The organism is Aeromonas sp. 30P, assembly GCF_051919805.1.
Taxonomy (GTDB): Bacteria; Pseudomonadota; Gammaproteobacteria; order Enterobacterales; family Aeromonadaceae; genus Aeromonas; species Aeromonas veronii.
The window spans coordinates 3,291,596-3,317,093 of record NZ_JBQBEA010000001.1 but is presented as its reverse complement, the minus strand read 5'-3'; the positions used below and the strand labels follow the sequence as shown (position 1 = coordinate 3,317,093).

At 58.5% G+C, this 25,498-nt stretch carries 24 protein-coding genes and 1 pseudogene; 23 read left to right on the top strand and 2 right to left on the bottom strand.

Going from position 1 to position 25,498, the window contains the following annotated elements:
* The first annotated feature begins 19 nt into the window (after positions 1-19).
* The 3 genes from ACTG2B_RS15335 (at position 20) to befA (ending at position 3,476) form a co-directional block, all read left to right on the top strand.
* Complete coding sequence (locus ACTG2B_RS15335; RefSeq protein ID WP_005334759.1) at positions 20-874, top strand: MurR/RpiR family transcriptional regulator; 855 nt, start codon at positions 20-22, stop codon at positions 872-874.
* 163 nt (positions 875-1,037) lie between these two features.
* Positions 1,038-2,477, top strand: coding sequence for a pyruvate kinase (gene pyk, locus ACTG2B_RS15330; protein WP_005362071.1), 1,440 nt, complete (start codon positions 1,038-1,040; stop codon positions 2,475-2,477).
* Between the two features lie 213 nt (positions 2,478-2,690).
* A complete protein-coding gene (gene befA / locus ACTG2B_RS15325; RefSeq protein ID WP_439996306.1) occupies positions 2,691-3,476 on the top strand; it encodes a beta cell expansion factor BefA in 786 nt (261 codons plus the stop codon).
* Between the two features lie 91 nt (positions 3,477-3,567).
* Here the strand turns inward: befA and ACTG2B_RS15320 are convergent, their stop codons facing one another.
* Both ACTG2B_RS15320 and ACTG2B_RS15315 read right to left on the bottom strand, forming a co-directional pair.
* The gene (locus ACTG2B_RS15320; RefSeq protein WP_439996304.1) at positions 3,568-5,319 is read right to left on the bottom strand and encodes an amidohydrolase; all 1,752 of its coding nucleotides are present in this window, start codon (positions 5,317-5,319) and stop codon (positions 3,568-3,570) included.
* A gap of 66 nt (positions 5,320-5,385) precedes the next feature.
* Positions 5,386-6,297: an AraC family transcriptional regulator gene (locus ACTG2B_RS15315; protein WP_439996302.1), complete on the bottom strand. Its 912-nt coding sequence runs from the start codon at positions 6,295-6,297 to the stop codon at positions 5,386-5,388.
* A gap of 154 nt (positions 6,298-6,451) precedes the next feature.
* On the opposite strand from ACTG2B_RS15315, the gene fliE reads away from it, so the two are divergent.
* The 20 genes and pseudogenes from fliE (at position 6,452) to cheY (ending at position 25,490) form a co-directional block, all read left to right on the top strand.
* Complete coding sequence (gene fliE / locus ACTG2B_RS15310; RefSeq protein ID WP_005362062.1) at positions 6,452-6,769, top strand: flagellar hook-basal body complex protein FliE; 318 nt, start codon at positions 6,452-6,454, stop codon at positions 6,767-6,769.
* Between the two features lie 62 nt (positions 6,770-6,831).
* Positions 6,832-8,541, top strand: coding sequence for a flagellar basal-body MS-ring/collar protein FliF (gene fliF / locus ACTG2B_RS15305; protein WP_181281569.1), 1,710 nt, complete (start codon positions 6,832-6,834; stop codon positions 8,539-8,541).
* A pseudogene (gene fliG, locus ACTG2B_RS15300) lies at positions 8,534-9,593 on the top strand (flagellar motor switch protein FliG). The gene fliF and the pseudogene fliG overlap by 8 nt, the downstream one beginning before the upstream one ends.
* 68 nt (positions 9,594-9,661) lie before the next feature.
* Positions 9,662-10,486 carry a flagellar assembly protein FliH gene (fliH, locus tag ACTG2B_RS15295; RefSeq protein WP_439996300.1) on the top strand — a complete coding sequence of 275 codons (825 nt, stop codon included), beginning with the start codon at positions 9,662-9,664 and terminating at the stop codon, positions 10,484-10,486.
* Positions 10,487-10,538: 52 nt separating this feature from the next.
* Complete coding sequence (gene fliI, locus ACTG2B_RS15290; RefSeq protein ID WP_279505523.1) at positions 10,539-11,870, top strand: flagellar protein export ATPase FliI; 1,332 nt, start codon at positions 10,539-10,541, stop codon at positions 11,868-11,870.
* A gap of 27 nt (positions 11,871-11,897) precedes the next feature.
* The gene (gene fliJ / locus ACTG2B_RS15285) at positions 11,898-12,338 is read left to right on the top strand and encodes a flagellar export protein FliJ (protein ID WP_005334746.1); all 441 of its coding nucleotides are present in this window, start codon (positions 11,898-11,900) and stop codon (positions 12,336-12,338) included.
* Between the two features lie 67 nt (positions 12,339-12,405).
* Positions 12,406-14,313 carry a flagellar hook-length control protein FliK gene (locus ACTG2B_RS15280; protein WP_439996298.1) on the top strand — a complete coding sequence of 636 codons (1,908 nt, stop codon included), beginning with the start codon at positions 12,406-12,408 and terminating at the stop codon, positions 14,311-14,313.
* 57 nt (positions 14,314-14,370) lie between these two features.
* Positions 14,371-14,886 (top strand): flagellar basal body-associated protein FliL, encoded by a 516-nt coding sequence (fliL, locus tag ACTG2B_RS15275; RefSeq protein WP_005334744.1) that lies wholly within the window; start codon positions 14,371-14,373, stop codon positions 14,884-14,886.
* A gap of 7 nt (positions 14,887-14,893) precedes the next feature.
* Complete coding sequence (fliM, locus tag ACTG2B_RS15270; protein WP_005334736.1) at positions 14,894-15,964, top strand: flagellar motor switch protein FliM; 1,071 nt, start codon at positions 14,894-14,896, stop codon at positions 15,962-15,964.
* A 49-nt stretch (positions 15,965-16,013) separates the two neighbouring features.
* Positions 16,014-16,406 carry a flagellar motor switch protein FliN gene (gene fliN, locus ACTG2B_RS15265; RefSeq protein WP_005298791.1) on the top strand — a complete coding sequence of 131 codons (393 nt, stop codon included), beginning with the start codon at positions 16,014-16,016 and terminating at the stop codon, positions 16,404-16,406.
* On the top strand, positions 16,403-16,783 hold the full coding sequence (gene fliO / locus ACTG2B_RS15260; RefSeq protein ID WP_374810114.1) for a flagellar biosynthetic protein FliO: 381 nt from the start codon (positions 16,403-16,405) through the stop codon (positions 16,781-16,783). The genes fliN and fliO overlap by 4 nt, the downstream gene beginning before the upstream one ends.
* Positions 16,770-17,543 carry a flagellar type III secretion system pore protein FliP gene (gene fliP, locus ACTG2B_RS15255; RefSeq protein ID WP_005334729.1) on the top strand — a complete coding sequence of 258 codons (774 nt, stop codon included), beginning with the start codon at positions 16,770-16,772 and terminating at the stop codon, positions 17,541-17,543. The genes fliO and fliP overlap by 14 nt, the downstream gene beginning before the upstream one ends.
* A gap of 25 nt (positions 17,544-17,568) precedes the next feature.
* On the top strand, positions 17,569-17,838 hold the full coding sequence (gene fliQ, locus ACTG2B_RS15250) for a flagellar biosynthesis protein FliQ (protein ID WP_005334727.1): 270 nt from the start codon (positions 17,569-17,571) through the stop codon (positions 17,836-17,838).
* The gene (gene fliR, locus ACTG2B_RS15245) at positions 17,835-18,632 is read left to right on the top strand and encodes a flagellar biosynthetic protein FliR (RefSeq protein WP_421310669.1); all 798 of its coding nucleotides are present in this window, start codon (positions 17,835-17,837) and stop codon (positions 18,630-18,632) included. Before fliQ ends, fliR begins: the two co-directional genes overlap by 4 nt.
* On the top strand, positions 18,625-19,755 hold the full coding sequence (flhB, locus tag ACTG2B_RS15240; RefSeq protein WP_005334720.1) for a flagellar biosynthesis protein FlhB: 1,131 nt from the start codon (positions 18,625-18,627) through the stop codon (positions 19,753-19,755). Before fliR ends, flhB begins: the two co-directional genes overlap by 8 nt.
* Positions 19,756-19,862: 107 nt before the next feature.
* Positions 19,863-21,965, top strand: coding sequence for a flagellar biosynthesis protein FlhA (gene flhA, locus ACTG2B_RS15235; RefSeq protein WP_439996295.1), 2,103 nt, complete (start codon positions 19,863-19,865; stop codon positions 21,963-21,965).
* Between the two features lie 16 nt (positions 21,966-21,981).
* Positions 21,982-23,406: a flagellar biosynthesis protein FlhF gene (gene flhF / locus ACTG2B_RS15230; protein WP_439996293.1), complete on the top strand. Its 1,425-nt coding sequence runs from the start codon at positions 21,982-21,984 to the stop codon at positions 23,404-23,406.
* Between the two features lies 1 nt (position 23,407).
* Entirely contained in the window at positions 23,408-24,283 is an 876-nt protein-coding gene (locus ACTG2B_RS15225; RefSeq protein ID WP_013723550.1) for a MinD/ParA family protein, read from the top strand.
* Positions 24,276-24,995 (top strand): RNA polymerase sigma factor FliA, encoded by a 720-nt coding sequence (locus ACTG2B_RS15220; RefSeq protein ID WP_019444723.1) that lies wholly within the window; start codon positions 24,276-24,278, stop codon positions 24,993-24,995. Before ACTG2B_RS15225 ends, ACTG2B_RS15220 begins: the two co-directional genes overlap by 8 nt.
* A 123-nt stretch (positions 24,996-25,118) precedes the next feature.
* Entirely contained in the window at positions 25,119-25,490 is a 372-nt protein-coding gene (gene cheY / locus ACTG2B_RS15215) for a chemotaxis response regulator CheY (protein WP_005334709.1), read from the top strand.
* Positions 25,491-25,498: the final 8 nt, after the last annotated feature.

Here is a 25,498-nt window from a genome sequence, read left to right as displayed (position 1 = left end):
AAAACGCCTGGTGGTGATGATGAATACCCTTGATAAAATTACGAACAACTTGGAAAGTTTCAGTAAATCAGAACGCAAGGTTGCCGAGGTGATCCTGGCGTCTCCCCAGACCGCCATCCACTCCAGCATCGCCGCTCTGGCCAAGATGGCCGACGTCAGTGAACCGACCGTCAACCGCTTTTGCCGCCGTCTCGATACCAAGGGCTTTCCTGATTTCAAACTCCATCTGGCCCAGAGCCTGGCCAATGGCACCCCTTACGTAAATCGTCATGTGGAAGCGGAAGATGGGCCTGATACCTACACCGCCAAGATCTTCGAATCCACCATGGCCTGTCTGGATGCCGCCAAAAACAGCCTGGATATCTCTGCCATCAACCGCTGCGTCGATATCCTGACCCAGTCCAAGAAGATCAGCTTCTTCGGCCTTGGCGCCTCCTCCGCCGTTGCCCGCGATGCCCAGAACAAATTCTTTCGCTTCAACATTCCGGTAGTGAGCTTTGACGATATCGTCATGATGCGCATGAGCTGCATCAACAGCAGCGAAGGGGATGTGGTGGTGCTCATCTCCCACACCGGCCGCACCAAGGCACTGGTCGAGATCGCCGCGCTGGCCCGCGAGAACGACGCCACCGTGATCGGCATGACCGCCAAGGACTCCCCGCTGGCCCGCGAGTGCAATCTGGTGCTCTCCATGGATGTGCCGGAAGATACCGATGTCTATATGCCGATGGCATCCCGCATCGCCCAGCTGGCGCTGGTGGATGTGCTGGCGACCGGTTTTACCCTGCGCCGGGGGATGAAATTTCGCGAAAATCTGAAGAAAGTAAAAGAGGGATTGCGCGAATCCCGCTTCGAAACCCCGCACTCTTCCTGAACCGTCGGGGGCTCAGGCCCCCGACTGTCTATGCCACCCGCCTTGGTGTAGTATTGTAATTTAATAACAAAAACCACCCAGATGGTTTGTAAACGGGTGCATCGAGCCATGGGCTTGATGGGGCAGAATCTCAAGTCATATCAACTTCATATTGGAGTCTTTCATGCCTAGACGTACAAAGATTGTAACCACACTCGGTCCGGCTACCGACCGCGAAGGGATCCTCGAAGGGATCATCCGCGCCGGGGCCGACATGGTGCGGATGAACTTCTCTCACGGCACTGCTGAAGACCATATCCTGCGCGCCAATCAGGTGCGTGACATTGCTGCCAAGCTCGGTCGTCACGTCGCCATCATGGGTGATCTGCAAGGCCCGAAAATCCGTGTTTCCACTTTCAAGGATGGCAAAATCTATCTGGCCATCGGTGACAAGTTCATTCTCGACGCGGCACTCGGCAAGGGTGAAGGTTGTCAGGAGCAGGTCGGTATCGACTACAAGAGCCTGCCAGACGATGTGGTACAGGGCGACATCCTGCTGCTGGACGATGGCCGTGTACAGCTGAAGGTCGAGCAGGTTGAAGGCACCCGCATTCACACCACGGTGACCGTGGCCGGGCCGCTCTCCAACAACAAGGGCATCAACAAGAAAGGGGGCGGTCTCTCCGCTCCGGCCCTGACCGAGAAAGACAAGGAAGACATCAAGACCGCTGCCCGCATGAATGTGGACTATCTGGCTGTCTCCTTCCCCCGTTGTGGTGATGACCTGCGTTATGCCCGCGAGCTGGCCCGCGAAGCCGGTTCCAATGCCAAGATCGTGGCCAAGGTTGAGCGCGCCGAAACCGTCGCCACCGATGAGGCGATGGAAGACATCATCCTCGGTTCCGATGCTGTGATGGTCGCCCGTGGCGATCTGGGTGTCGAGATCGGTGACCCCGAGCTGGTTGGCGTACAGAAGAAGCTGATCCGCCACTCCCGTCGCCTGAACCGCGTGGTGATCACCGCTACCCAGATGATGGAGTCGATGATCAACGCGCCGCTGCCGACTCGTGCAGAGGTCATGGACGTGGCCAACGCCGTGCTGGATGGTACCGATGCGGTGATGCTCTCCGCCGAGACTGCCGCCGGTCAGTTCCCCATCGAGACCGTGACCTCCATGGCAAGCGTCTGTGTCGGTGCCGAGAAGCACCCGAGCCTGAACGTCTCCAACCACCGCATGAGCTACACCTTCACCTCGGTAGAAGAGGCGGTGGCAATGTCCACCATGTATGCGGCCAACCACCTGGAAGGGGTCAAGGCGATCGTGGCACTGACCGAATCCGGTACCACCCCGCTGCTGATGTCCCGTATCAGTTCCGGTCTGCCGATCTTCGCCATGTCTCCCCACAACAAGACCCTGGCCTGGACCAATCTCTACCGCGGCGTCACTCCGGTGATGTTTGACGGTGACGAGACCAAACCGGTCTACGAAGTGTGCCGCGACGCGCTGGCCGTGCTCAAGGAGAAGGGGCTGCTGCAGAGCGGAGACATGGTGCTGCTGACGCACGGTGACAAGATGGAAACCGTGGGTAGTACCAACACCTGCAAGGTGATGATGGTCGAATAAGCCCGTCCGGTTTTACTGTGCTTAACAAGGCTGCTCCTCTTTGATGAGCAGCCTTTTTGTTAACCGCAGTCGGGCTGTGGCGGTATAAACAGGACTCAATGATTGCTTAACCGGATTCCCCTTCCGATAATGCGGGAGTGATTTTCAGCGGGTAGCCTGTTGTAGGTGATCGCCCCAGGTAACCCAGACACTCGACAATACGGGAGTGAAAAAATGAACAAGCGTAACTGGTTGCTGGCCCTGTCACTGAGTCTGGCCTTCTCACCCTGTTATGCCGACTGGGCCAAGCTCAAGGCCGCAGCGTCCGATCTGGGAGCGGCAGTGAGCGAGACCAGCAAGGAGGTGTGGCAGGATCTCAGCGATTTCTCCAAGAAGAGCTGGGCTTCCATCTCTGCATGGGGTGAAGAGGCGTTCAATACCGCCGGGGTCTGGACCGACAAGAGCATCGCGACCGGTAAGGAGTGGCTGAAGGCAGCCGACAAGGAGCTCAACGAGATGCTCAACCCCAAGACGGCGAAAGAGGCGAGGATCGCGCTCAATACCATGGCCGACACTGCGCTGATCCGGTTGTTCAACGAGCAGCCATCAGCCAAGTTGTTGTTTGACAAGGCTTATGGCTATGCAGTGTTCGATTCGCGCAAGTTCTCCCTGATGCTGCATACCAATCAGGGGGCCGGGGTGGCAGTCAATCGCAAAACCGGCAAGCACACCTATATGAAGATGTTTGGCGCAGGTCTGGCGGCCGGGATTGGCGGCAAGTTCTATCAGCAGGTGATCCTGTTTGAAGACAAGGCCAGATTCGATGCCTTCGTGACTCAGGGGTGGGAGGCCACCTCCGAAGTGGGTGTGGTGGCCGGCAAGGAGAGCGCCGAGCTGACTGCCAAATACAATGGCGGCATGGCGATCTACCAGATTGGCGAGAAGGGCCTGCTGCTCGATGCCAATATCTCCGGTTCCAAATACTGGATTGACAAGGACTTGACTGAAACGAGCCGCTAATCCCGCCGTTATCGGTTGCTCACTGCACGCCATGCGCTTGTCGTGATCTCGCCAACAGGCCCGCAGTGCGGGCCTGTTTGTTCTCTCGGTGTCAGTGGGCTGAATAGACCTGCTTGCCCTTGAACATGGTCCAGAGCACCTTGGTCTCCTTGAGCTCTTCGCTTGCTACCTGTTCCAGATTGCGATCCAGCAAGATAAGGTCAGCACTCTTGCCCGCGCTGATGGAGCCAATCTCCTTCTCCCGCCCAATCACCTTGGCGGCGTTGAGGGTATAGGCCTGCAAGATGGCCTGACGGCTGATCTGCTCGCTGGCGGGGGGCAGCAAGCCAAGCTCACCTTGGCGGGTGATCGCGGTATACATGGCGAGGAAAGGGTTGGGGCTGGAGACCGGCCAGTCACTGGCGCCGGCGATAATGGCGCCGCTTTGCAGCAAGCTGCCTGCCGGATAGAGGCGGGCTAGCAGTGCCGGGGGCACTTTTCCATCAAGCAGCAGGGTGGTCGCCACGTTTTTCCCGGCCCACAACAGTTGCATCGATGCGGCCACATTAAGCGGTTTGAAGCGGGCAATACTGGCCGGGCTCACTACCTCCAGATGGGTGATGCTGTGCAGCAGGCGGTGATCCCGATTGTGGGCCCGGGCATAGGCGATGGCATCGAGGGATTCTCGGACGGCCCGATCGCCGATGGCATGAAAGTGAGCGATAAGTTGATGGGCATCCGCGGTGCGGATCAGCTCGTTGAAACGCTGCTTGTCCAGATCGTTCTTGCCGCTGTAACCGGGACGGTTGAGGTAGGGATCGCTCAACTTGGCGGTCTGGGATGGATACTCGATGACACCATCTTGCAGGATCTTGATCCCCACCAGTTTAACGTCCGGGGCATCTTGAAACTGCTGTTGCAGCGCCAATACGTCATCAATGATGGCGGGTGATGCGTGGATCCCCACCAGTGCCAGTGCGGATACATGTCCGGTCAGTTTGTCTTCCCGGGAGAGCATGCTGTACGCCGGCAGCAGGCCGGTATCGCGGCGATCCGGCTCGGCGTTGAAGATGGGGGCAAGGGGGCGAATGTTGCTGATAGGGTCCATCCAGGCGGTAATGCCCACCTGATTGAGTTGTTTGGCGGCAGTCATGATGGCACTGGCAATCGTCTCGTCGCTGACGGGGGGCAGCGCCTTGAGGATGGCATCCCAGCCGCCTTCCGAGGCAAAGCCATTGAGCTTGCCGGATGGGGTGAGGCCAAAATTGCCTTTCAGCGGAGCATAACGACCGTCAAGGGTGTCGGCATCAATGCCAGCCTTGCGCAGCATGGCCTGATTGGCCCAACCGGTGTGGGCATCCGAACCGGCAAGCACTACCGGGATCTGCCGGTATTGCGGGCCATTGAACACCTGATCGAGCAGGGGAAGCTGATGCCAGTAGTCGAGGGAGACATTGCTGTATAGCTCTACATCGCCCAGTGTCAGGCGGGGATCATCCTTGCTGCGGGTCAGAAATTGCTGCACCTGCTCAACCTCACTCATGGCGTCAGGAAAGTTAACCGTCATCCCCTGAAAACCGGCAAATGCCGCATGAACATGGCTGTCGATGAGCCCCGGCATCAGGTACTTTCCTTTCAGATCAAGACGCTTGGCATGGTTGCCGAGGCGGGCACTGACCTCCTGATAGCTGCCGACTGCCACGATCTTTTTACCTTCAATGCCGACCGCTTCCGGGTGAGGGTTCGCCGGATCACCACTGTAGATGGTGCCGCCAAAGATCAGTGTCTGGCTCTGTGACTGGGCATTGGCGGCAGCGGGAAGCGTTACCAGCAGGCTGGCGAGAAACAGCGTTTTGATATTCATGGGCATGACTCCGTCGCTTCGGTGCCCGAAGGCACCGAAGTGGGTAAATGGAAATGAGGTATCGGCTTATCGGTTGATCAGCGGGATACAGATATCAAACACGTAATGCTCCCGGTCGGGGTCCGTGCCTGCGTGGTATTGCTCGTAACACGGGCGATCGTCGCAGTTCAGCCCTTGGCCCACTACCCAGCGAAACGCCGTTTCCCAGCAGGCAACCAGTTGATCGCCGCGAGCGATAAACTGACAAACCGCATAGGGGCCCGCGGCGATGGTCTGGGTGGTTAACTGGCGCCCAGCGGGGATCTCTGGCCCCAGCTCGATGCAGATGTCAGTACGGCAACGGGTCTCATCGGTGATATCGGGGATATCCCAATAGAGACTCAGGGTACCAGCCGGTGTCATCGCCTCGTCTGAGGCGAACAGCGCGAGCAAATCCCGATGAGCTTGCTCACAGGTCTCTTTGCCATAGGGGCCCAGGCGGCGCATGTACGCCACGCGCCGGGCGGGCATCAGCCTGACGCTTGCCCCCTGCAACAGACCCGGGTGTTCGGTGACCGGGTGCATGACCAGGCCATCATAGGTGTCAAAGGGAAGGGGATCGTTTCCAATCTTGCTTTTCCAGTTTCCCCCCTGCTGCTGGCGGTATTCCGAGGGGCTCATGGCGAAGTGCAGGCGAAAGGCCTTGGCGAAATTCTGCGAGCTGGAGAACCCGGCGGCCAGTGCGAGGGTGGTGATATCGCTCTGGGGAGAGGCGAGCAAGCGACGGGCTGCGCGCTCCATACGCAGGCGCCGGGTAAATCCGGCAATGGTTTCGCCGACCATCGTTTTGAAAATACGGTGGAAGTGGAAGGTGGAGATGGCCGCCGCCGCTGCGACCTCATCCAGGCCCGGATTGTCATCCAGATGGTGGCTGATGTAGTCCATCGCCTTGAACACGGGTTTGCGATAATCCAGAGCGGACTCCTTGCCAGCCAGCAAAAGTGGGCGTCAGAGTCGGATTTAATCAGAGCCACCTGCCGTTGTCGAACCCGCCCAACCTGGTCTGGCCACTCATCTGCATCGCGCTTTTAACTCATTGGCACTCTAATTGCTTGTTGCATGCCAGCGTCAATGATTTGTCTGGGGATGGAAAATGGAAATTAGTGCAAGCAGCCTGATGCAAGAGATGCAGGCGCTCAAGATCGAAGCAGGCGCAACGCCGCTGGCACAACCCGGTCGTCAGGTAACCTCCGACTTTGGTCAGCTGCTGCAACAGGCGCTTGGCAACGTCAACGAGCTGCAAGGGGCCGCCAATGACCTGCGTACCCGTTTCGATATGGGTGACAAGTCGGTGGATCTGGCCGAGGTGATGATCGCGGGCCAAAAATCCTCCATCGCCTTTGAAGCCACGGTACAGGTGCGCAACAAGATGGTCGATGCCTACAAGACCATCATGAACATGCCGGTATAAGCGACGCCAATAAACCATGACGACTGAACATCATGAACATGTCAGCAATAAGGACATAAATCGTGGCTACTGACCAAAACGGCGATCTGCTGATAAACGATGAGGGCACCGCCGCCCTCGATGAAAATGAGCAGAAGAGTTCGGCGCTGGGCTTCCTGTCCAACACCGATGTGCTGCGGCAAATCACCCTGATCCTGGGGCTTGCCATCTGTCTGGCCATTGCGGTGTTTATCCTGCTGTGGGGCAAGGAGCCGGACATGCGTCCCCTCGGCACCTACACCACCCAGGAGCTGGTGAAGACTCTCGATTTCCTCGATCAGCAGAAGATCCCCTATGAAGTGGATGGTAAGAGCGTGCTGGTCAACGCCGAAAGCTACCCCAATATCCAGCTGGCCCTGACCCGTGCCGGTCTTGCCAATGCCACCGATAGCAGCATCGGTGGTGAAGATATCCTGCTCAAAGATTCCAGTTTCGGCGTCAGCCAGCGGATGGAGAGTGAACGTCTGAAGCTGAGCCGCGAGCGCCAGCTGGCGAGCGCCATCGAGCAGTTCCAGAATGTGGCCAAGGCCCAGGTGCTGCTGGCTATCCCGAAAGACAACGTGTTTGCCCGCAACGAACGCAAACCCAGTGCCACCGTGGTGCTCAACCTGAAAGGAGCGGCGCTGGGGCAGGGGGAGGTGGACTCCATTGTCGATATGGTTGCCTCTGCCGTGCACGGTCTCGAGCCGACCCGCGTCACCGTCACCGACCAGAATGGCCGCCTGCTCAACTCCGGCTCGCAAGACCCGATCTCGGCCCAGACTCGCAAAGAGTTTGCCATGCAGCAGAAGCAGGAGCTGGAGTACAAACAAAAAATTGACGCCATCCTGATCCCGGTGCTGGGGGCCGACAACTATACGGCGGAAGTGGATCTCTCCCTCGACTTCTCCCAGCAGGAGCAGACCCGCAAGACTTACAACCCTGACTTGCCTGCTGTGCGCTCCGAGATGACCATGGAAGAGAACAGCGCCAGCGGCAGCAACGGTGGTGTGCCTGGTGCACTCTCCAACCAGCCCCCTGCCGCCTCCAATATTCCCGAGGAGGCGACCGGTGGTGATGGTGCCAGCGCTGCTGCTTCGGGCCGTTCCCGCAAAGAGGCGACCCGCAACTTCGAGCTGGATACCACCGTCAGCCATACCCGTCGCCAGATGGGAGGCATTCGCCGCATGACCGTCTCGGTTGCCGTGGATTACAAAGCGGTGCCCGGTGCCGACGGGGCCGTGACCCGTGAGGCGCGCACCCAGGCAGAACTCGATACATTGCGTCGTTTGCTGAGCGGTGGCCTTGGCTTTGATGTGACCCGTGGTGATACCCTTGAGGTGGTCGCGATTCCGTTCAATCGCCCAGAGCTTGATACCGTGGCCGAGGTGCCGCTCTACGATCAGCCCTGGTTCTGGCGTGCGGTGCGGATTGCCGCCTCGGTACTGGTGATCATCGTCTTGATCGTCACCGTGGTTCGCCCCATGCTCAAGCGACTGCTCTATCCGGATGCCAAACCGGAAGGGGAAGTGGATTTCGACAACCACACCGTACTGGGTGGCGACGACGAGTTGAGTCTGCTGTCAGCACAAGTCGAGAACGATCAGGTATTTGGTGTACGCGATGGTCAGCTGAAACTGCCGGATCTGCACCGTGACGAAGACTTGCTCAAGGCGGTACGTGCGCTGGTGGCGAACGAGCCGGATCTGGCCGCTCAGGTCATTAAAGAATGGGTAACGAACAAAGATGCCTGAAGAAAAGAAGAGTCAAGTCACCGGCAATGACATCACCGACAGTCAGCGCCAGATCCTCGACCAGATGTCGGGGATGGAGATGGCTGCGGTGCTGATGCTCAGCCTCAATGAAGAGGATGCCGCCCAGATCTTCCGTCATCTCGAGCCCAAGCAGGTGCAGCGGCTCGGTATGTCGATGGCCTCCATGTCCGACTTCAGTCACGATCGGGTGGCGGCGGTGCACCGTCAATTCATCGACGATATCCAGAAGTACACCAACATCGGTATCGGCAGTGAAGACTTCGTGCGCAAGGCGTTGGTGGCGGCCCTTGGCGAGGACAAGGCGAGCAATCTGGTGGACCAGATCATTCTCGGTTCCGGCGCCCGCGGTCTCGATTCGCTCAAGTGGATGGATGCCCGTCAGGTGGCCAGCATCATCCAGAACGAACACCCGCAGATCCAGACTATCGTGCTCTCCTATCTGGAGCCGGAGCAGTCAGCCGAGATCCTGAGCCAGTTCCCCGAGCAGGTGCGCCTCGATCTGGTGATGCGTATCGCCAACCTGGAAGAGGTACAACCGGCGGCGCTGCAAGAGCTGAACGACATCATGGAGAAACAGTTCGCCGGTGCGGCCGGTGCCCAGGCAGCCAAGATGGGCGGCCTGAAGGCTGCAGCCAACATCATGAACTACCTCGACACCAACATCGAAGGTCAGCTGATGGACTCCATCCGCGAGTCGCGAGGAGATGAGCCAGCAGATCCAGGATTTGATGTTCGTGTTCGAGAACCTTATCGATGTGGACGACCGTGGCATCCAGACCATGCTGCGGGAAGTGCCGGGGGATCTGCTGCAACGCGCCCTCAAGGGTTCCGACGATCAGATGCGCGAGAAGATCTTCAAGAACATGTCCAAACGGGCGGCCGAAATGCTGGCAGACGATCTGGAGGCCATGGGGCCGATCCGGGTCTCCGAAGTGGAAGCGGCCCAGAAAGAGATCCTCTCCATCGCCCGTCGTCTGGCGGATGCTGGCGAAATCATGCTGGGTGCCGGTGGCGGCGAGGAGTTCCTCTAAGCCATGGCCCATAAACAGAATTGCGATGCCAAGCCCGCATCAGGCAGTGGTAAGGAGCCGCGCAAAGCATGAACAACAAACTGCGTGGTTATGTGCGCCCCGACGGCGATGATGCCCGGGTAGAGACCTGGGGCTGGCCCGAGATGGAGGTCGAGGTAGAGGCGGGAGCGCCTACCAATGCTCTTGGCCTGGCCCCTGACTGGTATCAGCAGGAAGAGGAGGTGGTGGAGCCGGAGCCCGAACAGGAGCCGACCCCCAGCATCACAGCCGAAGAGCTTGAAGCGATCCGTCAGGCCGCCTGGGAAGAGGGGATGGCCGAGGGGCGCGAGTCCGGTTATGCCAAGGGTATGGAAGAGGGCAAGCTGGAAGGATTGCAACAGGGTCATTCTGCCGGTCTCGAACAGGGGCGCGAGGAGGGGCTGGCCATGGGCCGCGAGCTGGTAGAGCAGGAGATCGCTCACTGGCAGGGGCTCGCCGCCCGCCTTGCCAATCCGCTTAACGAGCTGGATCAGGCGGTGGAGCAGCAGCTGGTCTCGCTGGTGATGCAACTGGCCCGCGCGCTTATTCGTCACGAAGCGGAGACCTCCCCCCGCATTCTGCTGGAGGCGCTTAAAGAGGGGCTGGCCTTGCTGCCTGCCGCCGAACAGGGGGTGACTCTGATGTTGCATCCCGACGATATCGCGCGAATCGAGCAGGCATTTGGCGCCGACGAGTGCGCCAAGCGCCACTGGCGATTGCAGAGCGATCCCACTCTCTCCCCCGGCGATCTGCAACTGGCTACCGAGCTCTCCAGCATCGATCTGACCCTCTCCGGGCGCATCGATCAGTTGCTGCGCAACTTCTTGCGGGACAATGCGTCGCAGAAACCGGCTTCGCAGGACTCACGCCCATAACCGATGCCGGACGTTGCTGTCCGGCTGCACTTTTTAGCTCTCAGGAGGCCAGATGAGCGGCTCGCTACTGAACCGGTTGCAAGGGTACAAGGTACGCGACAGCGCCCCCAAACCGCCGGTCGCCGGCAAATTGACCCGGGTGGTGGGGCTGACCCTCGAAGCCATTGGCTGCCGCGCCGCCATCGGTGCTCTCTGCCGCATCGATACCCTTGATGGGATGCTGGAGGCTGAAGTGGTCGGTTTTTCTGGCGATCGCCTCTATCTGATGCCGAGCGAGCAGCTCAAGGGGGTGATCCCCGGTGCCCGAGTGGTGCCCATTACCGAAGAGCACGGCATTCCGGTCGGGATGAACCTGCTTGGTCGGGTCATCGACGGCATTGGTCAGCCACTCGATGGCCTCGGCCCCATTCTCTCCTCCCAGACCGTGCAGTTTGCCCAGCACCGCATCAACCCGCTCTCTCGCCGCCCGATCCATCAGCCGATGGACGTGGGGGTGCGCGCCATCAACGCCGTGCTGACGGTCGGTCAGGGCCAGCGGATGGGGTTGTTTGCCGGTTCCGGTGTCGGTAAATCGGTGCTGCTGGGCATGATGACCCGCGGCTCGGTGGCGGATGTGGTGGTGGTCGGCCTCATCGGTGAACGGGGCCGGGAAGTGAAAGAGTTTATTGAAGACATTCTGGGAGAGGAGGGCCGTGCCCGCTCCGTGGTGGTAGCGGCTCCCGCCGATGCCTCGCCGCTGATGCGGCTAAAGGGGTGTGAAACGGCGCTGGCCATCGCCGAGTATTTCCGCGATCAGGGGCTCAATGTGCTGCTCTTGATGGACTCCCTCACCCGTTACGCTCAGGCCCAGCGTGAGATCGCGCTGGCGGTGGGCGAGCCGCCGGCGACCAAGGGCTATCCTCCCTCGGTATTTGCCAAATTACCGGCGCTGGTGGAGCGGGCGGGTAACGGCAGTGACGGCCAGGGCTCCATAACCGCCTTCTTCACCGTCCTGACCGAGGGGGATGACCTGCAAGATCCCATTGCCGATGCGGCGCGGGCGATCCTCGATGGCCACATAGTGCTGTCGCGCGAGCTGGCCGATGCGGGCCACTATCCGGCTATCGACATCGAGAAGTCCATCAGCCGGGTCATGCCCATGGTGACCTCGCCGGAACATATGGATTTGGCGCGCACCCTCAAGCAGTTCTACTCCCTCTATCAGCAGAACCGGGATCTCATCACCATCGGCGCCTACAGTCAGGGTTCCGATCCGCGTATTGACCGCGCCATCATTCAAAAACCCTATCTGGATCAGTTCTTGCAGCAGGGGATGCGCGAGGTCATTCACTACGATGATGGCCTGCAAGCCTTGCAGATGGTGGCGATGCCATTGATGCGCTGATGATGGTCGGTAACAGAGAGGTCGACGATGAGTAAAGGGTTGGTATTGTTGGCCGATCGGCTGGTGGAGGCGGAGCAGCAGTGTGCGCTGGCGCTGGTGAAGGCGCAGCAGGATCTCAAGCTGTTTATGGATCAGCAAAATGCCCTCAACCAGTACCGCCAGATCTATCACCAGCAGTGGACCGATCGCGGCCTGCAGGGGATTTCACCTCAGCAAAACACCCAGTATCACGCCTTTATCAACAAGCTCGAACAGGCAGCGACCCAGCAGTACGAAGGGGTGTTGCAGGTGCGTCAGGCGCTGGAACAACGCCGTGAAGAGTGGCTGGCGGCCCAGCAGCGGCGCAAGGCGGTAGAGCTGTTGCTGGAGAAGCAGGCGAGCCGCGAGCAGCAGAAAGCCCAGCGTCAGGAGCAGAAGATGCTGGATGAGTACGCCATGTTGCGACGTTTTCATCAATCTGGCCTGTAACTTGCTTTGATATGGACATTGTCGGTGGCCATCTCTTTGGGGGCCACCAGAATTCAGGGATCCCATCATGATGCAGACACTGTTGACACAAACGCCTTCGGCTGCGGCCAACGGGTTGGATAAAGCGCCTCTGAGCGGTTCCGTCGAGAGCAAAAGCATCGATGGTGGGACCGGCAGCGACAGTAAGGGGGATTTCGCCACCCTGATTGCCAAGGCCCGGAACAGCGAACAGGGCGCCGCCGAGGCCACTCAGGGCGGTAACCATGTCCGATCAGCCAAATCTTTGGCGACCGAGAGCGCCTCTCCCAAAGAGGAGACCGGCAAGGAGCAGGCTTCTGACGCCGACAACAAGGTGGAGGAGGTCCCTGCCACCGACTTTCTGCTGCGTCTGCAAGACTCCCTCAAGCTCGATACCTCGCTAGTGACACCCCAGCTGGCGGTAGCAGCCCAACAGAGCGCCACTGTGGTAGACGGCAATCCGTTGCCGCAAGAGGGTGAGCTGGAGGGGATTGCGCTTGATGAAAGCGAGCAGACTCCTGCCGCTGCCAGAATTGCCAGCCAGCTTGCCGGTCAGACCGGGGCGCAGTCGCCGCTGGCGACGACCGCCAATTCGACTTCAGAAACCACCGTATCGTCCTCAGCGGCGCGAGTGGTGGCGCAGGGCGATGCCTCTGCTGCCGTTCTCTCCTCTGAAGGTGAAGATGTCGCCACTATTGCGGATGGGCAGGCCGGGGAGAAAGCCTCTGCCAAGGGCGAAACCCTCGGGGCTGATGGCAAGCACACCAAGCCCCTAACGGGGGCAGAGCGAATGGCCCTGCTGGCCAAGGTGCTGCCGGTCGATGAGTCGGCAAGCACCGCCAAATCCGTGGAGTCTCTTGCAACCAAAGAGACTGGCGACAGCAAATCCGATCTCGTCGCCGGTAATGTTTTGACTAACAAGGGGCAGGCGACGCAAGCCGCGACTCAGGGGGCTGCGCTCAAGGCCTTCAGCGAGGGGCTCAAGCAGCCTGAAGCTGGCGCTGCAACCACCTCAGCAACTGCGGATGGAAGTGGGGTAGCTGGCAAGGGGGCAGAAAAGGGGGCCGCCGAGGGTAGCCAGCAGCAAGCCACCGCCGCTAATCAAGGTTCGGCGCACGTGACGACGGCGCAAAGTGCCGCAGCCCAGAGCAGCGTAACGACAAATGCGACGGCTCCGACCGATAGTGCTGCCGCCCCCGTGATGGTGGCGCCGCAGCAGGTGTTGGCACAGGCTGAATCTCAGGGGCCGCAAGCGCCGCTGTCGACTATTTCAGCCGGCATCAAGCAGATGGAAGTGACCGGCACCGACGAGGTGCGCAAAGCGGTTTCGCTTGAGGTAAAACCGAAGGCCGGTGAGGCGGAGAAGAGCCTGGTTGCGACGACATCTAGCAGTGAGAGCAGCGCGAGCCAGACCGTTCAGCATAGCCAGAACAGCCAGACTCAGCCACAGGTAGCCGATAGCCGGGCGCCCGCCGCTGAGACGACGTTGCGCCGTGAGTCGCAGAATTTACCTCATTTGAAACTGGCCAGTCAGGAAGCGCCTGCCGAATTGCACCAGAAGGTCAATGTGATGCTGGCCGAAAAACTGCAACAGGCGGAAATTCAGCTCGACCCCCTCGGCCTTGGCAAGATGAAGATCCAGATCCAGATGGGGGCCGACAGCCAGGCCAACGTCCATTTTGTGGTACAACATGGACAGACCCGCGAGATGCTGGAGCAGGCGATGCCCCGGCTGCGTGACATGCTGGCAGGGCAGGGGATCCAGCTTGGTCAGACGCAGGTGCAGCAGCAGTCGCAACAACAGGGCCAGCCCACCTTTAACGGGCAGGGGCAGCAAGGTCAGAGTAGTGGTCAGCCGCGGTCCGGTAACGGGCTGGTTGAAGGGGATCTCACCACATCCAACCCCAGTTTGCTGGTGGAATCGACAAACGGTTCCGGAATTGATTTCTATGCTTGATGCAATCCCGAGTAAGTTTATGATATCGAACAAGTTTGAGACTAGGGTGGATAAGGGATGGCTGACGATAACGAGTTGACGCTAAAAGACCCGGCTGCGGGCAAGAAAAAGAAGCTGATCATTATCATTGCCTTGGCGGTAATTTTGCTGGGCGGTGGTGGTGCTGGCGCCTTCCTGATGCTCTCCGGCTCCGATAAACCGCCCGCTGAAGCGGCGGAAGGTGCCGAGGCCGCACCCAAGGAGGAAGCGCCTAAACCTTCCCTCTATGTCGGTATGCCGCGCCCCTTTGTCTTCAACGTCGCAGGTGCCCAGCGAGATCGACTGGTGCAGATCAAGATCCAGCTGATGGTGCGCGGTACCGCCGACGAGACGCTGGCCAAACAGAATATCCCCCTGATTGAAGGCACCTTGTTGCGGGTATTCAGTGCAGCCAGTGCCGAACAGCTGATGACCTTCGAAGGCAAGGAGAAGCTGCGCAAGGATTCACTGGAAGAGTGCCGTAGGGTGCTCAAGGACCTGGTCTCTTCCCCCGTTATCGAACAAGTGCTGTTTACCGGCTTTGTAATGCAGTAGGTGAAGCGTGAGCGATCTGTTAAGTCAGGACGAAATTGATGCCCTCTTGCACGGTGTCGATGATGTCGAAGAGGAAGAGATAGGCGGCGCTGGAGACCCCGGCGTAGCCCAGTTTGACTTCTCCTCCCAGGACCGCATCGTCCGTGGTCGCATGCCGACGCTGGAGCTGGTGAATGAACGTTTCGCCCGCCATATGCGGATCAGTCTGTTCAACATGATGCGTCGTACCGCCGAGGTCTCGATCAACGGCGTGCAGATGCTCAAGTTTGGCGAGTATGTTCATACCCTGTTTGTGCCGACCAGTCTCAACATGGTGCGCTTCCGCCCGCTCAAGGGGACGGCGCTCATCACCATGGAGGCCCGACTGGTCTTCATCCTAGTGGAGAACTTCTTCGGTGGCGATGGCCGTTATCACGCCAAGATTGAAGGGCGCGAATTTACCCCGACCGAACGGCGCATTATCCAGATGCTGCTCAAACTGGTGTTTGAGGATTACAAGGATGCCTGGGCGCCAGTGATGGATGTGGGGTTCGAGTATCTCGACTCCGAAGTGAACCCGGCAATGGCCAACATCGTCAGCCCGACCGAGGTGATCGTGGTCAGCTCGTTCCACATCGAGCTCGATGGTGGCGGCGGCGACTTCCACGTGGCGATGCCTTATTCCATGCTGGAACCGATTCGCGAGCTGCTGGACGCCGGTGTGCAGAGTGACAAGGGGGATACCGATGTACGTTGGAGCAAGGCGCTGCGTGACGAAATCATGGACGTCAAGGTGGAGCTGCGGGCCAAGCTGCTGGAGACCGAACTCACCCTGCGTGAACTGATGGAGCTGCGACCCGGCGATATCATTCCGGTCGATATGCCGGAAAATCTGCTGGTTTTTGTGGAGGACTTGCCCACTTTCCACGCCAAGATGGGCCGCACCAAGGATAATGTGGCGCTCAAGATCACCGACAAGCTCAAACGTCCGGAAGGGGTCAAGACGGAGATGCATCTGGTGACCCGGGGCGGGGTACGAATTGATGGCGAGGCCGAGCTGGAAGAGCTCGAGCGCAGTATCGAAGATCAACAGCGATAATTGACGGTTTATTACGGTAAACGGTCACGAAGTAGCATAAGGAAACAAGATGAGCGGAACTGAGGAAGAGGATCTGATGGCTGATGCCTGGGCTGCGGCTCTGGAGGAGCAGGTGACGGCGGAAGCCAAGCCAGCCCCGCTGGAAGAGTTGAAAGATGATGCCCCCATCAGTGCCGAGGAGCGTCGCAAGCTCGACACCATTCTCGATATTCCGGTCACTATCGCCATGGAGGTGGGCCGCAGCCAGATCAGCATCCGCAACCTGTTGCAGCTGAACCAGGGCTCGGTGGTGGAGCTGGATCGGGTTGCAGGCGAGCCGCTGGACGTATTGGTCAACGGTACCCTGATCGCTCACGGCGAGGTGGTTGTGGTGAACGACAAGTTCGGTATCCGCCTGACTGACGTCATCAGCCAGATTGAACGGATCAAGAAGCTCAAATGATGCGCCTCCTGTTGTTATTGCTGCCTGTTCCGGCCTTTGCCGAGACAGCGGCATCTGCCAACGTGCCTAGTCTGAGCTCCTGGTTGCTCTCCAGTCTGATGGTGATTGGTCTCATTCTGGTGCTGGGCTTTCTGCTCAAGAAGAGCAAGCTGGCGACCGCCATGGGGGGCGACCAGATGCGGGTCATCGCCTCGTTGCCGGTGGGTTACAAAGAGAAGCTGCTGGTGGTCAAGGTGGGCGAACAGCAGTTGCTGGTCGGCGTAACACCGCAGCAGGTCAACTTTCTCTACCGGCTGGAGGAGCCGCTGGACGAAAACCAGCCGCAGGCGTTTTCCCAGCAGCTTGGCAAATTGATGGGCAAGCATGAAAAAAGCTAACGGCTTATGGCTGAAAACGGGGCTGTTGGTCAGCCTGCTGATACCACTGTTTTGCTCCTGGCCAGCGCTGGCACAGGACGCCATGTCGGCGGTGACCGTCAAGACCATGGGGGATGGCTCTCAGGAGTACAGCCTGACCCTGCAAGTGCTGGCGCTGATGACCGCGCTCTCCTTCTTGCCGGCCATGGTGATCATGATGACCTCGTTTACCCGCATCATAGTGGTGCTGGGTATCTTGCGCCAGGCGATCGGTCTGCAACAGAGTCCCTCCAACCAGGTGTTGATCGGCATTGCCCTGTTCATGTCGTTTTTCATCATGTCGCCGGTGCTGGATCGCATCAATGATGAGGCGCTGCAGCCCTATCTGGCCGAAACCATTCAGGCAAAAGAGGCGCTGGAGCGGGCCGAGTTGCCCATCCACCAGTTCATGTTGGCCCAGACCCGGATCAAGGATCTCAACACCTTTATGGAGATCGCCAACGTGCAGGTGGAGAAACCGGCCGATGTGCCGCTACGGGTGCTGATCCCGGCGTTTGTCACCAGCGAGCTGAAAACCGCCTTCCAGATTGGTTTTATGCTGTTCTTGCCATTTCTGGTCATCGATCTGGTGGTCGCCAGTATTCTGATGGCGATGGGGATGATGATGCTCTCGCCGATGATTGTCTCGCTGCCTTTCAAGCTGATGCTGTTTGTGATGGTGGATGGCTGGAACCTCATTCTGGGGTCGCTGGCCAACAGTTTCGGACTGGGTGCCGGTTAGCCGGTCGAGCGCAAGGAGCCCGAACATGAGTCCTGAAACCTTTGTCGACGTCTTTCGCGAGGCGCTCTGGCTGGTCAATATCATGGTCAGCGCCGTGATCCTGCCCAGCCTCGCTATCGGACTGGTGGTAGCCATCTTTCAGGCGGCCACCTCCATCAACGAACAGACCCTGAGCTTTCTGCCCCGTCTTATCGTGACCCTGCTGGCCTTGGGAATTGGTGCTCACTGGGGAATGCAGAGTCTGATGGACTTCTTCATACTGATGGTCAATCAAATCCCCGAGGTGGTGGGATGACCTACACAACCGCTCTGATCATGGAGTGGTTGTCTTCCATCCTCTGGCCGCTGGCGCGGGTGAGCAGTCTGCTGATGGTGATGGCGGTGTTCGGCAGCCGCCTCGCTCCTGCGCGGGTACGGATGGGGCTGGCTTTGGCCATCACCTTTCTGATTGCTCCGTTGCTTCCGAAAATGCCTTTCATTGAACTCTTCTCGGTCGGCAGCTTTCTGGTATTGGGCCAGCAGTTGCTGATCGGAATTGCCCTCGGCCTGATGACCCAGTTTCTGATGGAGAGCTTCGTGATGGCCGGTCAGGTCATCGCTATGCAGACCAGTCTGGGTTTTGCCACCCTGGTGGACCCGATGAATGGCCAGTCTGCCCCCGTGGTGGGTCAGTTTTATCTGATGCTGGCGACCTTGGTGTTTCTGGCGCTGGATGGTCATCTGGTGATGCTGCGGCTGGTCATTCTTAGTTTCGAGACACTGCCTGTCTCCGAGCACGGCCTCTCGGTTTCATCCATGAAAACCCTGAGTGCGTTTCTGGGTGTGATGTATCAGGCTGCTTTGGTGATGTCGCTCTCAGCCATCGTCGCCTTGCTCCTAATCAACTTCGCCTTTGGTGTCATGACCCGGGCGGCGCCGCAGCTCAACATTTTCAGTATCGGTTTTGCGGTCAGTATGATGTCGGGTCTGCTCATCCTCTGGCTCACTATCGGCGGGTTCCTCGGTCACTTCGACATCATGTGGGAGCGGGTGCAGGAGGTTAGCTGCGAGCTGATCAACACCCAGTGCTTCGGGGGCGCTCATGGCTGATACCGACCAGGAACGTACCGAACAACCCACGGGCAAACGACTGCAACAGGCCCGTGAAAAAGGGCAGATTGCACGTTCAAAAGAGCTGGGGACCGCCAGTGTTCTGCTCTCGGCGGTATTTGGCCTGCTGATGCTCAAGGGCTCGCTGGCGACAGCCATGATCAAGGTAGTCACCATGGGCTTTACTCTGGACAGGGAGCAGGCTTTCGATCCCAATGCCATGATCGCTATGGTGCCGGCGCTGCTGGGGGAACTGGTGCTTCCGCTGGGACTCTTGTTTGCACTGGTGGCGATTGCCGCTTTTATCGGCAACACCCTGATGGGGGGGATGAACTTCTCCACCGAAGCCATGATGCCCAAGATGAGCAAGCTGAGCCCGCTCAGCGGCCTCAAGCGAATGTTCGGGGTGCAGTCGCTGATCGAGCTGGTTAAATCCATCGCCAAAGTGGTGTTCATCACCCTGTTTGCCTGGTGGATGTTATCCAGTCAGTTCAATCATCTGCTCAACCTCTCCATGGAGGGCTTCCCCGGCGGCATTATCGATGCGCTGGAGTTGTTTCTCTGGATGTTGATCATCCTCTGCTGCGCCCTGCTTCCCATCGTTGCCATCGACGTGCCGTTCCAGCAGTGGAACCACATGCGTCAGCTCAAGATGACCAAACAGGAGGTCAAGGACGAGTTCAAGGACAGCGAAGGCAAGCCCGAGGTAAAGGGCAAGATCCGTCAGTTGCAGATGCAGATGGCGATGCGCCGGATGATGGGGGATGTTCCCAAGGCCGATGTGGTGATCACCAACCCGACCCATTACTCGGTAGCGCTCAAGTATGATGCGGGCAAACCCGGTGCCGCGCCCAAGGTCGTGGCCAAGGGCACCGATGAAATTGCAATGAAGATCAGGGAGATCGCCAGAGAGTACGAGATCCCCATCATGCCGTCACCGGCTTTGACCCGGGCTATTTACCACTCAACCGAGCTGGGCCACGAGATCCCGGAAGGGCTGTTTGCGGCGGTTGCCCAGGTGCTCGCTTATGTCTTCCAGCTCAAGAAATTCCGCCGTGGTCAGGGGCGCCGTCCCCAGCCGCTGGCTAAAGATCTGCCCATTCCGACCGAATATCGAAAATGACAAAGTTCTGACGTAGTCAAAATAAATCCATTGCATTTCAATGCCTTGCATTGTTGGCTTGATGTTTGCTTTAATCTGGCACCAGCAGGTTGAAATTGAGAAGCGCGATGGAATTCAAGGCAGTATTGGGCCAGTTCAAAGAGTACCGGGGAGTTTTGGGCAAAGGCCTTGGCACCCCTCTGCTGGTATTGGCCGCGCTCGGCATGGTGGTGTTACCCATCCAGCCGCTGATGCTGGACGTGCTCTTCTCCTTTAACATTGCCCTCTCCATCGTGGTGCTGCTGGTATCCGTCTATACCCGCCGCCCCCTCGAATTTGCAGCCTTCCCGACCGTACTGCTGCTCGCTACCTTGCTGCGGTTGGCGTTGAACGTTGCCTCGACCCGGGTGGTGTTACTGGAAGGTCATAATGGTAGTGCGGCGGCCGGCCATGTGATCGAGGCGTTTGGTAACGTGGTGATCGGCGGCAACTATGCGGTCGGCATCATCGTTTTCACCATCCTGATGATCATCAACTTTGTGGTCATTACCAAGGGTGCCGGGCGGATCGCAGAAGTGAGTGCCCGTTTTACCCTTGATGCGATGCCGGGCAAACAGATGGCCATCGATGCCGATTTGAACGCCGGTCTCATCAATCAGGAAGAGGCTAAGAAGCGTCGTCAGGACGTGACCCAGGAAGCCGACTTCTACGGCTCCATGGATGGTGCCTCCAAGTTTGTCAAAGGGGATGCCATTGCGGGCATCATGATCCTCTTTATCAACATCATCGGCGGCTTCATCATCGGGATGATGCAGCACCAGCTGACCTTCAGCGAATCGGCCGAGATCTATACCCTGTTGGCCATCGGTGACGGTCTGGTGGCGCAGATCCCCTCCCTGCTGCTCTCCATCGCCGCCGCCATCATAGTGACCCGTCAGAATACCGATCAGGACATGGGAACTGCGGTGCTAGGTCAACTGTTTGACAATCCAAAGGCGCTGATCATCTCGGCCGGGATTCTGCTGATGATGGGACTGGTGCCGGGGATGCCGCATTTCGCCTTCCTGAGTCTGGGGGCTCTCGCCGCTGCCGGCGCTTGGTGGTTGCTGCGCCGCGAGAAGCTGGCAGCCGCCAAAGCGGCCAAGGGCGAGCTGCTGCCTGCCACAGCCGAACAACCTCATGAGCAGAAAGAGCTGAGCTGGGACGATGTGATGCCGGTGGACATCATCGGGCTGGAAGTGGGTTATCAGCTGATCCCGCTGGTGGATCGCAATCAGGGTGGCGAACTGCTCAACCGGATCAAAGGGGTGCGCAAGAAACTCTCGCAAGAGCTGGGCTTTCTGGTCCCGGCCGTCCACATTCGCGACAACCTGGATCTGGCGCCAAATCAATACCGCATCACCTTGATGGGGGTCAGTACCGGCGAGGCCAATGTCTACCATGATAAGGAGATGGCCATCAATCCGGGGCAGGTGTTCGGCCAGATCCAGGGGATAGCGACCCGGGATCCCGCCTTCGGGCTGGAAGCGGTCTGGGTTGCCAAGGAGATGGTCTCTCAGGCACAGACGCTGGGGTATACGGTGGTGGATACCGCGACCGTGGTGGCTACCCATCTGAGCCAGATCCTGACCAACCATGCGGCTCTGCTGCTGGGCCATGACGAGGTACAACAACTGCTCGACATGATTGGCAAACATCAGAGCAAGCTGGTCGAAGGCCTGGTACCGGAAGTGATCAGCATGGGTAACCTTGTGAAGGTATTGCAGAATTTGCTCAATGAAGGCGTGCCAATCCGCGATATGCGCACTATCCTGCAGACCCTGGTTGAATACGCGCCGCGCAGTCCGGATCCGGAAGTGCTCACGGCCGCTTGCCGGATTGCCCTGCGTCGCCTGATTGTACAGGAGATTGCAGGCCCCGATCCCGAGCTGCCGGTGATTACCTTGGCGCCGGAATTGGAACGTATATTGCATCAATCCCTGCAGGCAGGTGGCGGTGATGGTGCCGGTATTGAACCGGGTCTGGCTGAGCGGATGCAGCGTTCGCTGGTGGAAGCCACTCAACGACAAGAATTGGAAGGCCAACCGGCCGTGCTTCTGACATCGGGGATCTTGCGCAATACCCTTGCGAAATTTGTCAAGAATGCCATTCCTGGATTGCGCGTTCTGTCTTATCAGGAAGTGCCCGACGACAAGCAGATCCGCATCGTCAGTGCGGTAGGGCAGAACTAGTTAGCGGAGACGACGGGTGAAGATTAAGCGGTTTTTTGCCAAGGATATGCGAACGGCTCTGGCCGAGGTCAAGGAGACTCTCGGGCCGGATGCCGTCATCATGTCCAACAAGAAGGTCACCGGAGGGGTAGAGATAGTCGCAGCAGTCGATTATCAATCCCAGGTTCCGGGGCCCAAAGATGCGCCGGTTCGCCGTCAGCTGAACGATGAGAGCGTCAATATTTCGTCTGCTGCACGGCAGATGATCCGCCCCGAGCCGACGCCGGCGAAGGAGCAGAACGAACATTATGCCGATACCCTGGCCGCCTTGCTGGCGCGCCAGCAGAAGCTCAAGCCGGGCAATGGGGCGCCAATGGGCAATACCCAATCGGCCGGGCTGGCCGCTGCCAATGCAGCGCCCAGAACATTGGCCGAGCAGGGGCAGTGGGGCGGAGCCCCGGAGCCTGCCAAGCCCAAGGCCCGGGTTGCGTCCGGCCAGCGCCCCCCTCAACCTGCCCAGCGGGATCAGGAGATGGAAGGGATGCGCAAGGAGATGGCCAGCATCCGCAAATTGCTGGAGCACCAGATCTCCGGACTGATGTGGCAAGAGGTGGAGCGCCGCGAACCGATGCGGGCCCTGTTGATCAAGGAGCTCAAGAAACTGGGCTTTGATGATGCGTTTGCCGATCAACTTGCGGGACTGATCCCCGAAGATATATCCATCCATCAGGCGATGGCCCAGTTGGCCGAGGTGCTGACGGCCCAGCTCAAGATCAGTGAGGACGAGATCATGCGTCAGGGCGGCGCGGTTGCGCTGCTTGGCCCGACCGGGGTGGGCAAAACCACTACCATCGCCAAGCTGGCTGCCCGTTTCGCCATGAAGTATGGCGCCGAGCAGGTGGCGCTGATCACCACCGACAACTACCGGATTGGTGCCCATGAACAGCTGCAGACCTATGGCCGCATCATGGGTTGCCCGGTACGGCAGGTGCGTGATGCCGAAGAGCTGGCCAATGCCCTTTATCAGTTCCGCCACCGTCGGCTGGTACTTATCGATACGGCCGGGGTTGGCCAGCGGGATATCCGCCTGACCGAGCAGCTCGATACCTTGGTCAAGAATGCCAAGGTGCGGATCCGCAGTTATCTGGTGATGTCGGCAACTTCCCAGCGTCGGGTGATGCAGGAGGCGGTTGACCATTTCCGGCGTATTCCATTAAGCGGCTGCATACTTACCAAATTGGATGAAAGTCTGAATCTGGGCGAAGTGATTAACGTGTGTATCCAGAATTCATTGCCCATCAGCTATATCACTGACGGACAAAGGGTTCCGGAAGATATTCAGGTTGCCAATGCGGCGCAGCTCGTCGGGGCAGCCATGGGCTCGCTGGAGCGAGAAACAGAGGAGCCCTATTTCTGGGGCGCAGGCTTTGGCGAGGCCGAAGATTCGGAGTTTTATGAGTAACATGTATATGGATCAGGCGAGTGGTCTGCGCAAAATGCGTCAAAACAATCGAGTAAAAGTAATCGCCGTTTCCGGTGGTAAAGGTGGCGTGGGCAAGACCAACGTGACCCTGAACGTGGCCGGAGCCATGGCCGCCCAAGGCAAGCGGGTGATGGTGCTGGATGCCGACCTGGGTCTGGCCAACGTCGACGTCATGCTTGGGCTGCGGGTTCATCGCAACCTCTCTCATGTCCTGGCGGGTGAATGCACCATCGACGATATCATCGTCGAAGGTCCCTACGGCATGATGATCGTGCCTGCGACCTCAGGCACCCAGTCCATGGTCGAGCTTTCTCCGGTGCAGCATGCCGAGCTTATCCGTGCCTTCAGCGAGATGAAGACCCAGGTCGACATCCTGCTGGTGGATACGGCCGCGGGGATCTCCGACATGGTGCTGAGCTTCACCCGAGCCGCTCAGGACATCATGGTGGTGGTCTGCGATGAGCCGACCTCCATCACCGATGCCTACGCCCTCATCAAGATCCTCTCAAAAGATCACGGTGTGTTTCGTTTCAAGGTGGTGGCCAATATGGTGCGCAGTCTGCGCGAAGGGCAGGAGCTCTTTGCCAAACTGACCCGGGTCACGGATCGTTTCCTCGATACCTCGCTGGAGCTGGTCGCCTGTGTACCCTATGACACCAATCTGCGTGCCGCCGTGCGCAAGCAGAAGCTGATTGTCGAGGCGTTTCCCAAGTCGCCGGCCGCACTGGCGTTCCGGGCCCTTGCCAACAAGGCGGCGAGCTGGCCGGTTCCCAACCAGCCGGGCGGCCATCTGGAGTTTTTCCTGGAAAATTTGTTGCAGAAACCGGCCACAACACAGGAAGGTTCCCGTGAATAAAGCCCAAGCGTACTTGCGTCATCAGGATTCCTACGTGCTGGTGGAGCGTCATGCTCCCCTGGTCAAGCGAATTGCCCAACATTTGTTGGCTCGCCTGCCCAGCAGTGTCTTGCTGGATGACCTGATCCAGGCAGGTATGATTGGGCTGCTTGAAGCCTCCCGCAACTTTGACGGTAGCAAGGGGGCCAGCTTCGAGACGTATGCCGGGATCCGCATCCGAGGCGCCATGCTGGATGAGATCCGGCGTGGTGACTGGGTGCCCCGTTCAGTGCATCGCAACAGTCGGGCTATTGCAGAGGCGATCGAGAATGTCGAGCAGACTCACGGGCGTGACGCGCGAGATACCGAGGTTGCTGCCGAGATGGGGGTCTCCATCGCTGATTACCATGCGATGCTGCAAGATGTCTCCTGCGGCAAAATTATCGGCATCGAAGATCTGGGGGTCAGTGAGGATGTGATCGGCAACCCCGATGATGCCCCTTCAGGCTCCGGATTCGATGAATTGGCTGCCGAGCGATTTCAGATTCAATTATCCGAGCAAATTGGTCGTCTACCAGAGAGAGAAGCTTTGGTTCTCTCTCTTTACTACGATGAAGAGCTGAATTTGCGTGAAATTGGCGAGGTTTTGAATGTCAGCGAGTCGCGTGTGAGCCAGATCCACAGTCAGGCAATGCACAGATTGCGTGCTCGTTTGAGAGATTGGCATCTATAAGTGTTTGTACTGGCTACACTGAGATGAAACTCTAAGGCATAATCCGCACGACACAACCCGTTTTTAGCATCATGTAAGTGAGCCACTCTGGTGGCTATTTAGGAGGGAATTTTGGACAAGAACATGAAAATCCTCATTGTTGACGATTTTTCAACGATGCGCCGGATTATCAAGAACTTGCTGCGCGACTTGGGATTCAACAATACCCATGAGGCGGATGACGGCAATACAGCGCTGCCGATGCTGAAAAATGGTGATTTTCAGTTTGTAGTTACCGACTGGAACATGCCTGGCATGCAAGGTATTGACCTGCTTAAAGCCATCCGTGTTGATGAGAAGCTCAAGCATCTGCCGGTACTGATGGTAACCGCTGAAGCCAAACGTGAGCAGATCATTGAAGCCGCCCAAGCTGGCGTCAACGGTTACATCGTCAAGCCCTTCACCGCAGCAACGCTCAAAGAAAAACTCGACAAAATTTTCGAACGAATTGGCTAAGGAGCTGC

What these genes read in the sequence shown, in the direction of transcription:
- befA (WP_439996306.1), top strand. Translation starts at nt 2,691, where the DNA reads ATGAACAAGCGTAACTGGTTGCTGGCCCTGTCACTGAGTCTGGCCTTC.
- cheY (WP_005334709.1), top strand. Translation starts at nt 25,119, where the DNA reads ATGAAAATCCTCATTGTTGACGATTTTTCAACGATGCGCCGGATTATC.
- ACTG2B_RS15335 (WP_005334759.1), top strand. Translation starts at nt 20, where the DNA reads ATGAATACCCTTGATAAAATTACGAACAACTTGGAAAGTTTCAGTAAA.
- ACTG2B_RS15225 (WP_013723550.1), top strand. Translation starts at nt 23,408, where the DNA reads ATGTATATGGATCAGGCGAGTGGTCTGCGCAAAATGCGTCAAAACAAT.
- fliI (WP_279505523.1), top strand. Translation starts at nt 10,539, where the DNA reads ATGAGCGGCTCGCTACTGAACCGGTTGCAAGGGTACAAGGTACGCGAC.
- fliP (WP_005334729.1), top strand. Translation starts at nt 16,770, where the DNA reads ATGAAAAAAGCTAACGGCTTATGGCTGAAAACGGGGCTGTTGGTCAGC.
- fliL (WP_005334744.1), top strand. Translation starts at nt 14,371, where the DNA reads ATGGCTGACGATAACGAGTTGACGCTAAAAGACCCGGCTGCGGGCAAG.
- fliJ (WP_005334746.1), top strand. Translation starts at nt 11,898, where the DNA reads ATGAGTAAAGGGTTGGTATTGTTGGCCGATCGGCTGGTGGAGGCGGAG.
- ACTG2B_RS15280 (WP_439996298.1), top strand. Translation starts at nt 12,406, where the DNA reads ATGATGCAGACACTGTTGACACAAACGCCTTCGGCTGCGGCCAACGGG.
- fliR (WP_421310669.1), top strand. Translation starts at nt 17,835, where the DNA reads ATGACCTACACAACCGCTCTGATCATGGAGTGGTTGTCTTCCATCCTC.
- fliH (WP_439996300.1), top strand. Translation starts at nt 9,662, where the DNA reads ATGAACAACAAACTGCGTGGTTATGTGCGCCCCGACGGCGATGATGCC.
- ACTG2B_RS15320 (WP_439996304.1), bottom strand. Translation starts at nt 5,319, where the DNA reads ATGAATATCAAAACGCTGTTTCTCGCCAGCCTGCTGGTAACGCTTCCC.
- pyk (WP_005362071.1), top strand. Translation starts at nt 1,038, where the DNA reads ATGCCTAGACGTACAAAGATTGTAACCACACTCGGTCCGGCTACCGAC.
- fliQ (WP_005334727.1), top strand. Translation starts at nt 17,569, where the DNA reads ATGAGTCCTGAAACCTTTGTCGACGTCTTTCGCGAGGCGCTCTGGCTG.
- fliO (WP_374810114.1), top strand. Translation starts at nt 16,403, where the DNA reads ATGATGCGCCTCCTGTTGTTATTGCTGCCTGTTCCGGCCTTTGCCGAG.
- fliN (WP_005298791.1), top strand. Translation starts at nt 16,014, where the DNA reads ATGAGCGGAACTGAGGAAGAGGATCTGATGGCTGATGCCTGGGCTGCG.
- flhB (WP_005334720.1), top strand. Translation starts at nt 18,625, where the DNA reads ATGGCTGATACCGACCAGGAACGTACCGAACAACCCACGGGCAAACGA.
- fliE (WP_005362062.1), top strand. Translation starts at nt 6,452, where the DNA reads ATGGAAATTAGTGCAAGCAGCCTGATGCAAGAGATGCAGGCGCTCAAG.
- flhA (WP_439996295.1), top strand. Translation starts at nt 19,863, where the DNA reads ATGGAATTCAAGGCAGTATTGGGCCAGTTCAAAGAGTACCGGGGAGTT.